At 43.1% G+C, this 8,610-nt stretch carries 9 protein-coding genes; 4 read left to right on the top strand and 5 right to left on the bottom strand.

Translation table 11 applies throughout. The annotated features are described in order from the left end of the window. Nucleotides 1-788: PilT/PilU family type 4a pilus ATPase (locus IQ242_RS10395; RefSeq protein ID WP_193959914.1), on the top strand; the 788-nt coding region annotated here is incomplete at its 5' end. A 90-nt stretch (nucleotides 789-878) separates the two neighbouring features. Next, nucleotides 879-1,625, top strand: a complete 747-nt coding sequence (locus IQ242_RS10390) for a circadian clock KaiB family protein (protein ID WP_002786357.1) — start codon at nucleotides 879-881, stop codon at nucleotides 1,623-1,625. Here IQ242_RS10390 and IQ242_RS10385 read toward each other — a convergent pair. Then, nucleotides 1,622-1,834 carry a hypothetical protein gene (locus IQ242_RS10385; protein ID WP_002758960.1) on the bottom strand — a complete coding sequence of 71 codons (213 nt, stop codon included), beginning with the start codon at nucleotides 1,832-1,834 and terminating at the stop codon, nucleotides 1,622-1,624. The genes IQ242_RS10390 and IQ242_RS10385 overlap by 4 nt on opposite strands. A gap of 71 nt (nucleotides 1,835-1,905) precedes the next feature. Between IQ242_RS10385 and IQ242_RS10380 the strand changes: the two genes are divergently transcribed. After that, entirely contained in the window at nucleotides 1,906-3,567 is a 1,662-nt protein-coding gene (locus tag IQ242_RS10380) for a M14 family metallopeptidase (RefSeq protein WP_193959913.1), read from the top strand. Here the strand turns inward: IQ242_RS10380 and IQ242_RS10375 are convergent. The 3 genes from IQ242_RS10375 to IQ242_RS10365 all read right to left on the bottom strand — a co-directional run bounded on the left by IQ242_RS10375 (nucleotide 3,562) and on the right by IQ242_RS10365 (nucleotide 6,330). Beyond that, entirely contained in the window at nucleotides 3,562-4,029 is a 468-nt protein-coding gene (locus tag IQ242_RS10375; protein ID WP_193959912.1) for an aspartyl protease family protein, read from the bottom strand. The genes IQ242_RS10380 and IQ242_RS10375 overlap by 6 nt on opposite strands. A 66-nt stretch (nucleotides 4,030-4,095) precedes the next feature. Further along, the gene (locus IQ242_RS10370; protein WP_193959911.1) at nucleotides 4,096-5,088 is read right to left on the bottom strand and encodes a pentapeptide repeat-containing protein; all 993 of its coding nucleotides are present in this window, start codon (nucleotides 5,086-5,088) and stop codon (nucleotides 4,096-4,098) included. Nucleotides 5,089-5,121: 33 nt separating this feature from the next. Beyond that, nucleotides 5,122-6,330, bottom strand: a complete 1,209-nt coding sequence (locus IQ242_RS10365) for a hypothetical protein (RefSeq protein WP_193959910.1) — start codon at nucleotides 6,328-6,330, stop codon at nucleotides 5,122-5,124. 549 nt (nucleotides 6,331-6,879) lie between these two features. On the opposite strand from IQ242_RS10365, the gene IQ242_RS10360 reads away from it, so the two are divergent. After that, on the top strand, nucleotides 6,880-7,677 hold the full coding sequence (locus IQ242_RS10360) for a glutathione S-transferase family protein (protein WP_193959909.1): 798 nt from the start codon (nucleotides 6,880-6,882) through the stop codon (nucleotides 7,675-7,677). 90 nt (nucleotides 7,678-7,767) lie between these two features. Here IQ242_RS10360 and nblR read toward each other — a convergent pair whose 3' ends face one another. Continuing rightward, the gene (gene nblR / locus IQ242_RS10355; protein ID WP_193959908.1) at nucleotides 7,768-8,457 is read right to left on the bottom strand and encodes a response regulator transcription factor NblR; all 690 of its coding nucleotides are present in this window, start codon (nucleotides 8,455-8,457) and stop codon (nucleotides 7,768-7,770) included. Between the last annotated feature and the right edge of the window lie 153 nt (nucleotides 8,458-8,610).

Raw genomic sequence — 8,610 nt, 5'->3', positions numbered from 1 at the left:
GTCCTGGGATGGTTTTGCGTCTAATTCCCCTGAAAATCCTCACTATGGAACAATTGGGCTTACCGGCTGTGTTCCGGAATGTGTGCGATGTGCAGAAGGGATTGATTTTAATCACCGGTCCGACGGGTTCAGGGAAATCCACCACCCTCGCAGCCATGATCGATTACATCAATAAAGAACACGCCAAACATATTATCACCATCGAAGACCCGATCGAATTTGTCCATCAAAGTCGTCGCAGTTTGATCAAACAAAGGGAAGTGGGAATACACACCCATGAGTTCGATAATGCCCTAAAAGCCTCTTTGCGGGAAGACCCAGATATTATTCTGGTGGGGGAGATGCGGGACAAATCCACCGTTAATACGGCCCTGAAAGCTGCCCAAACCGGTCACTTAGTCATGGGAACCCTGCACACCAACAGTGCCGTTAAAACTCTGGAGCGGATTTTAACTCTTTATACCGCCGAGGAAAGGGAATCGATGCAAGTGGCGATCGCAGAATCCCTGGTTTGTATTATTTCCCAGGGTTTATGTCGTACCACCGACAGTAAACGGACCGCTTTTCACGATATTCTCGTCAACACAGAAACCGTCAAAGATTACATTGGCAGCGGCAAAAATGACGAAATTCTCGAATTAATGAAAGATGGCGAATACCATGGCATGATTACCACTAATCAATCTCTGTTTAACCTCTATCAAGAGGGACGGATTAGCGATGAGGTCGCCCTGGAAATGTCCCCGGTTCCCAATGAAATGGCGATGATGCTGCGGGGTAGAATCTAGAAAAACCCTGAAGGAAATCCTTGAGGGGTCAAGAGTTGAGTAGTCTAGAAAAATAGAAGCTCCTATTGATTCCCTAGGGGAACCCCTCAAGTGACCACTTCCGCGATTGTGTTGCCCGATATTTTTAAAGGCATCGCCCTGTTTACCCCCGGGGGCGACCTGATTTACTGTATCGATCCTGATAAACAAACTCATTGGCATCTGAATCTCTGTGCTGCTCTCCAGTCCGCTTTAGGGTTGCCAGAACCCCCCCATTTTTTAGTTCCTAGTTTTACTGCTACCATCGATCGCTGGCGAGATCCCTACAGTCACCGTATTCATACTAGAGCCGAAGTCTATCCCCTTGTCCGTCGCTATCAGCCTTTATTAAATGCTATTTTCGCCACGGATGATCGAGCTTGGTTTACCGTACCTTGGCAGGAACAATCCTCTAATCCCACTATCTTAGAAACCTATCGTCAGCAGTTTCCCCAACTTTGGCAATCCCACGATCTGATTCTCCGTTATCAGGAGCGCCCCCCAACCACTTCAGGGATTACTGCTGACTCTGACTATACTAACCCTAGTCCCAAGGGTTATGTTTTGCGGTTATTTGTCTCCGGTAATAATGCCAATACTAAACACACCCTAGAATCGATCCATCAGCTTCTAGAGCGAGAATTACACCATCCCTATACCCTGAAAGTGATCGATATCTCTAAGCATCCAGAACAAGCGGAATCTAATCATGTCTCTGCTATTCCCACTTTAGTCCGGGTTTGGCCGCAACCAGTGAAACGCATCATCGGCGAATTTGAGGATTTACCGCGAGTATTACAGATTATCGCCACCGCTTAGGGGTTAAAGACTTCTGACTCAATCCCTCGCCACCATTCGCCCAATTTCATTAAGTCTTGCTGAATATCATCCAATTCTTGAATATATTCCTGTTGGGAAAGACTGGCGCGACGTTCTTGCAGTTTTTTGAGACGTAATTGCACCAACAGCCAAGGCTTAGAAATACCGTTAGTTTCTTCAATATAGCGAGCAATATCTTGACTATCCATAGTTTTTACTGTTATTGTCCTATATTTTCTCAAATTAAGCCGAGACTCCTTTTTTTTAGTTGCAGAAGATTATGTTTGATTTTAGCCACTATTACCCCTACGCCGAATTAGTTTCTTTCCTCAAAAACCTAGCGTCATCCTATCCTAATTTAATTAGCCTCACCTCGATCGGTAAAAGCTACGAAAATCGAGATATCTGGTTAACTACCCTAACAAATCAAGCCACAGGCCATTATTTAGAAAAACCTGCCTATTGGATCGATGCTAACACCCATGCGGGGGAAGTAACAGGCTCTGCCGTCGCTCTCTACACTATCTCCCATCTTTTGCGCCAATACGGTCATAATTCCCAAATTACCAGACTTCTTGACCATTACACTGTCTATATTTTGCCGCGATTAGCCGTGGATGGAGCGGAAAAATATCTCACTACTCCCTATCTGTTACGATCGAGTATTCGCCCCTATCCCCACACGGATGAGAAACCAGGGCTATATCCTGAAGATATTAACGGCGATGGTTTAATCCTACAAATGCGCCAAAAAGATACCTGTGGCGCTTGGAAAATTTCTGAACAAGATCCTCGCATTATGGCGCGTCGCGAACCGGAGGAATTTGAGGGAACTTTTTACACTTTGCTCACCGAAGGTTTAATCCGCGATTACGATGGCTATAATTTTACCACTGCCCCCACCCTAGAGGGCCTGGATTTTAACCGCAATTACCCCGTTTATTGGGTTCCTGAAGGGGAGCAACAGGGGGCCGGAGATTTTCCCTTTTCCGAGCCAGAAACCCGTGCAGAAGCCGAATTTTGGGCAAATAACACTAATATTAATGGCTTCGTTACCTATCATACCTATTCAGCAGTCATGTTGCGTCCCTATAGCACCCATCCCGATGAATATTTCCCCGTGGAAGACTTAGAAATGTATAAATATATTGCTGACAAGGGAAAAGCAATGACTGGTTATGAATGCGTTTCTGTCTATCACGATTTTCGTTATCATCCCAAAGAAGTGACTAACGGTGCCATGGATGATTACGGTTACGATCATTTTGGTTGGTATGGTTTTACGGTGGAGTTATGGGATGCACCCACCCAAGCGGGAGTGAAAAAAGATGATTATATTCAATGGTTTCGCTGGCATCCTTTGGAAGATGAATTGAAGTTACAGCGTTGGAATGATGAGAATTTGGCGGGAGAGGGTTTTATTAATTGGCAAAGTTTTGATCACCCCCAATTGGGAGAGGTGGAAATTGGCGGTTGGGACTTTAAAAATGTCTGGCAAAATGCCCCAGAAAAGTATTTACCGGATTTATGTGAGAAACAATGTCAGTTTACTATTGCCCATGCTTTAATGTCACCTCTTTTAGCTATCTCTCGTCTTGATCTTAAGTCGGAGGGAAATGGTATTTATCATCTGGTTTTACAGTTAGAAAATCAGGGATTTTTACCCACTTATACCAGTAAAAAGGCACTGGAAAGAAAGATTGTTCGTCCCATTCAAGTCAAGTTAAATTTAGCCGATGAGGTGAGTTTAATAGTGGGAAAATTAGAGCAGGAAATCGGTCACTTAGAAGGGCGATCAAATAAAGTATATAGTAGCCTCGCTCATGGTTTAGATTATCGCTGTACGGTGGAATGGGTGATTAAGGGAGTTTCTGGTCAAGAAATCGAGGTTATCGCTATAGCTGAAAGAGCCGGAACAGTCAGACAAAAAGTAATTTTATAGAGCTATTTTGTTCGATAAAATTGTTAAATAAGTCTCGTTAGATTCTGTGGGTAAAACTCGTAGTTTTTGGCTGCGAAGATCTGGTTCTAATCCCAAAGCTTCTAAAGGAATTACTCCTAATAAGTTGTTTTGACCTCCAGGTAATTCCAAACATTCAAAAGTCCCTTCCCGTCCCGCAATAATCAAGGTAGCATCGCGAAAAATTCTCGCTTTTCCTATCCCTTTAGCCGTAGCCACATCTACTTCTTTTAAAAGCTGTAAACCCAAGCGGGAGATTACTTCCGGCACCAGACAAAGAGTAGTTGCTCCCGTATCCACCAAGACATTTTCTAGGGTAAGAGAGCGAATTTGTTCCGGAGAAATTACAGCCGCCGCCGCTAAAATTTGATCGGCGCGATTGATCACTGTAATGCTGGTGTAAATTTTGCCCATATCTTCTGTAATAATTGCTGGCTCAACCATAATACTACCCTCAATTCTACCCCTAAATTATACCAGAATAACTGCTAACAACAATCTTTATTAATTTTAATTATTAATCCGGCCATCGGGCATAATTGCACCGCGGAAGTTAACTCCCATCAGATTAGCACTCATTAACTCGGCACGAGTTAGATTAGCATTACTTAAATCGGCACCGGTGAGATTTGCTCTAGCAAAGAAAGCATCGATTAAGTCAGCTTCGCTGAAATTAACTCCTGAAAGATTAGCCCTTCTTAAGTCAGCATGATTCATTCTTGCTGCTTGAAAATTAGCTTGACTAAGATTAGCTCGATCAAATTTTATTTGAGTCATAATTGCACTATGGAAATTTGCCTGCATTGCTTCCGTATCGGTCATTTTTGAACGCACTAAATTGGCTCCCGCTAGATTTGCCCCCACTAAATGCGCCCCGATTAAATTAGCATCAGTAAGTAAAGCATCTTGGAGATTAGCATTAGTTAAATCCGCTTTTCTGAGGTCAACATTGCACAAATTAGCCTCCTTTAAATTGGCTCCTACTAGATTTGCACGCACCAGATCAACCCCTTTCATATTAGCCCCTTGCAGGTCGGCGCGATAGAGATTAGCACTTTGTAAATTAGTGTTATGATTTTTCTTTTCCTGACGCATATTTGTTCCCCGCAAACAAGCACCAGTGAGGTTAGCACCACTTAAATCAGCCCCCCGTAAATCCGCCCCGATTAAGTTAGCATCAAGTAACGTCGCTAGGGTTATATCGGTATCACGAAGATTCGCACCTTGTAGCATCGATCCGTGTAAATTGGCACTGCGTAAATCTGCCCCATTTAAGTCAGCTTGGTTGAGACTAGCACCGCTTAAATTAGCTGTCACAAGATTAGCTTGAGCGAGATTAGCCCGGTTAAGATAGGTAAAGAGAAGATTGGCTCCGTGCAGATCTGCTTCATTTAAAACAATGCCAATTAAGTCAGCACCAACTAAATTAACTCCTGGTAATTTTAAGCCACTAAATTGAGTTTCTCCTGCGGCATAACGTTCAATTAATTCGTTGGGTTTCATAGGTAGAATGTCCAGATAAATTTGGATAAAAAATTAAAGAATTTTTTGTAAAGTTTGCACCAGAATACTGGCGGTTTGAACGTTAGCATCCGTATCCATTTGGGTTTGAGCAATATTGTATAGTTGAATTTCGATATCCTTGAGAGATTTCCCACTTTCGATGAGTTGTTGTAGTAAATCTTCTAGGGTATAACTTCGCAGAGTTGACCAATCTTGACCGCTCCGATCCCAAGGATGAAATAGGAGCGAGAAAATCAATATTTTGGCTCGTAAAGGATTAGCATACTGGAAAATTTCTAAACGAATTTCAAAGGGGTCGTAGGCGGGAATTTGTGGGGAATTATTGGGGTTGTTATTTGAGGAAGCCGGCTCGGCAAAGGGCAATTCCATGACTAATTGCGGTTCATTTAGATTGATGCTCGAAGAGGAAAAATCCACAGGTTCACTTCTAGAGGGGGAGAAAGATGTGGTTTTAGCCGCAGAATCAGAATCATTCTTTAGATGAACTATTTGAGTGTTCAAGATTTGACTTTTTGACTCATTATCCTCTTCTTCGTCATCGTTATCAGTATCGTAGAGAGGCTCTAGCTGGGTAAGAATAATATCGGCTAGGGCTAGGTAGAGAGCTTTTTTATTAATATTTTTGGCAACTTGCTTGAGAGTTTGTCGCAAGCTTAGGAAATTGGGATTGTTTCGCTGAAGTTCTAAAACAATATTTTTTAAGCCATAATTATTAATCACCGCTTGATCGTTTTCCCAACGATTTTTACAAGCGGCAAACATTAATTTTTGAATTCTCGCCGTCTCTCGATGATTTTCTAGGCTACTAACCACCTGTCTTAATAAATTATCTTCCTCGTTGTTGACATCATTATTAACGTTGGTGAAGCTAGGGTTAACTTCCGGTTCCACTGGTAATAATTGATTGTCGTAGGCGGCAGCAATATTACTATATAATTGACTGATTTGCTCGATAATAACCGTTGCTACTCCCAGATAAACTTTAGGACGATTGAGGGTTTTAACTAACTTATAAACAGAAAAAGTTAATTGTTCTTTACTTGTTTTAAGTTCCACTAACTCCTTCACCAAGTCTTCCATAGCCACACTGTTCAAAATATTAGGATCATTTTCCCAAGATTTTTTACAGATACAAAAGATTAATTTTTTTATCCGTAATTTTTCTTCGTGGCTGTCGAGATAGTGAACTACATCATTAAAAACTTCGATGGATAATTGCATAGTAACCTCTGATCCGAGAAAGGAGCCAGCCCTCGCACGCCTCCTCTACTATAGCGGTATGCTATTGGCCTCTCGCAAGTCAGCTTGCCAGAATATATAGGGTCTGCTGAATAAATCTAAAAACCTTGTTGGATAGGACTTTTAGACTTTTTTCCCCTCAAAAAGTGCCAGCCATTGCGGGGATCGGGGGGAAAATTCAGGTGCTTTTTCCCTGAAAATTAGGTAGTTGACCACCTGAAAATCGGTAAAACCCTACACCCTATACCCCACACCCTACCCCCACGAAAAACTTTTTCAGCAGACCCTATATAAGTTATTCCGGCTCTTCTGGCACTCGAAGATATTCTAGCCTAAAAGCGTGGAGCTATTCAGTTGGGTTTGCTGGATCTGGTCCCTAAAATTAGCAAACGATTATTTTTTCGCCTTTCTCGTTTTTAGTACAAATGTTTGAGTAAAATCGGAGTAAAGTCTTTAGGTTTAGGCGATTGATGCCCGATAGGGTTAGAGTAATCAGGGAGAAACTGATTTATCGAGAGGCCATATCATCCTATGCTAGAACTCTACCAATTTGAATTATCTGCCTATTGTGAGAAAGTCCGTCTCATCCTCGACTATAAAGGTCTTGCCTATAAAAAAAGGGACGTGGTGCCAGGGGTGGGACAATTGGAATTATTCCGTCTTTCCGGACAGCGCCAGGTCCCGGTCCTCAAGGATGGTGATACTTATATCGCCGACTCGACCGAGATTGCTTTTTATCTTGATCGCAAGTATCCTGAAAAACCAATTATCCCCACAGACCCCCTCCAACGGGGTCAATGTTTATTAATCGAAGAATGGGCCGATGAATCCCTGGGATTAAAAGGAAGAACCGCTTTTCTCGGCGCTTTTGCCCAAAATCAAAACTTTCGTACCGCTTTTTTACCCCGGGAAACTCCCGGTTTTATGCGCTTGTTGCTGGGTTCCATGCCGGGGGAATTAATTGATATTTTGGGGGCGGGTGTAGGTCTGGGAAAAGATGCTATCAATACGGCGAAAAAGGGGCTACAACAGGATTTAGAGGCTTTGAACCTCATTTTAACCAATCGTCCCTATTTAGTCGGTGATCAGCCCAGTTTAGCCGATTTAGCCGTGGCGGGATTAAGTGTACTGCTTCAGTTTCCCCAGGGTTCCTATCTCAACTTACCCAGGGAATTGCAAGGCAAGGGGATTCCGGGGTTAGCCGATAATAGCGCCTACGAGGGCTTTTTTGCTTGGCGCGACCGTCTTTATAGCCAATACCGTCAAACTATCACTCCGGGAAGTTCCACCCCTCCTATCGATTCCCCCAACTCCATCCAGATTGAATAGCAGCCCTTGACTAGGCTGGTGGGGTGTGGGGAGAATAAATAAAAATAATCTCCTGACTCCTGAATACTGTCTCCTGACTCCTAACTCCTGTTAAGATTCCCGTAAAACGTAGCCGACACCGCGCACGGTATGAATGAGGCGTTTTTGACCACCAGCCTCCATCTTCAGGCGTAAATAGCGAATATATACCTCAATAACGTTTGATTCTCCTTGAAATTCGTCTCCCCAGACATTTTCCAGAATTTTATCCCTCGATAATACTTCTTTGGGGTGAGTCATGAGGTAGCGCAGCAGTTCAAATTCCTTCATCGTCAACTCAATATTTTTGTTTTTATAGGAGAGACGACGACTGGCTAAATCTAATACTAAGTCACCGAAACGCAATTGTTCGTGGATAATTTCCAGAGGTTGCAGGTAAAAACGGATTAATTTGAGAAAAGATGGCGAATTATAGGGTTTGAGAAAATAATCGTCGGCTCCCGCTTCCAAACAGGCGAGACGTTCTTCTAGGGTTTCTTGAGATACTAACAAAATAATATAAACGCGACTTCCCTGGGAACGTAAACGACGACAAAAATTCACACCAGCCTCCGCCGCCAGGAAGCGATCGAGTATAATCATCGCTGGCTGCCAACTTTTCACTTCTGGGAAAGCCAGATCAAGGCGAGGCACAATCAGGGGGCGATAACCTGCTTCTTTCAAGTCTGCACTAGCTAGTTTAGCCATATTCTCCTCAATTCCCACCAAGAGAATCGAAGAACTCGGGACGGATGTACTCATGAGTCGGCAGCGGTAAAGAAATAGGAAAGATAGGGAGGGGACTAGCTAATTATAGTTAATTGATTCTCGCCCGACCGATTTGAGATAAAAAAGTTAATGCTGTGGTGCGTTGGACAAAATTACCATTGACAGACCAACCGGTCACTCGATCGG

The sequence above is a fragment of the Microcystis sp. LEGE 08355 genome, from assembly GCF_015207185.1.
GTDB lineage: Bacteria > Cyanobacteriota > Cyanobacteriia > Cyanobacteriales > Microcystaceae > Microcystis > Microcystis panniformis.
The sequence above is the reverse complement of the archived record's forward strand: the minus strand, read 5'-3'. Positions and strand labels throughout refer to the sequence as shown.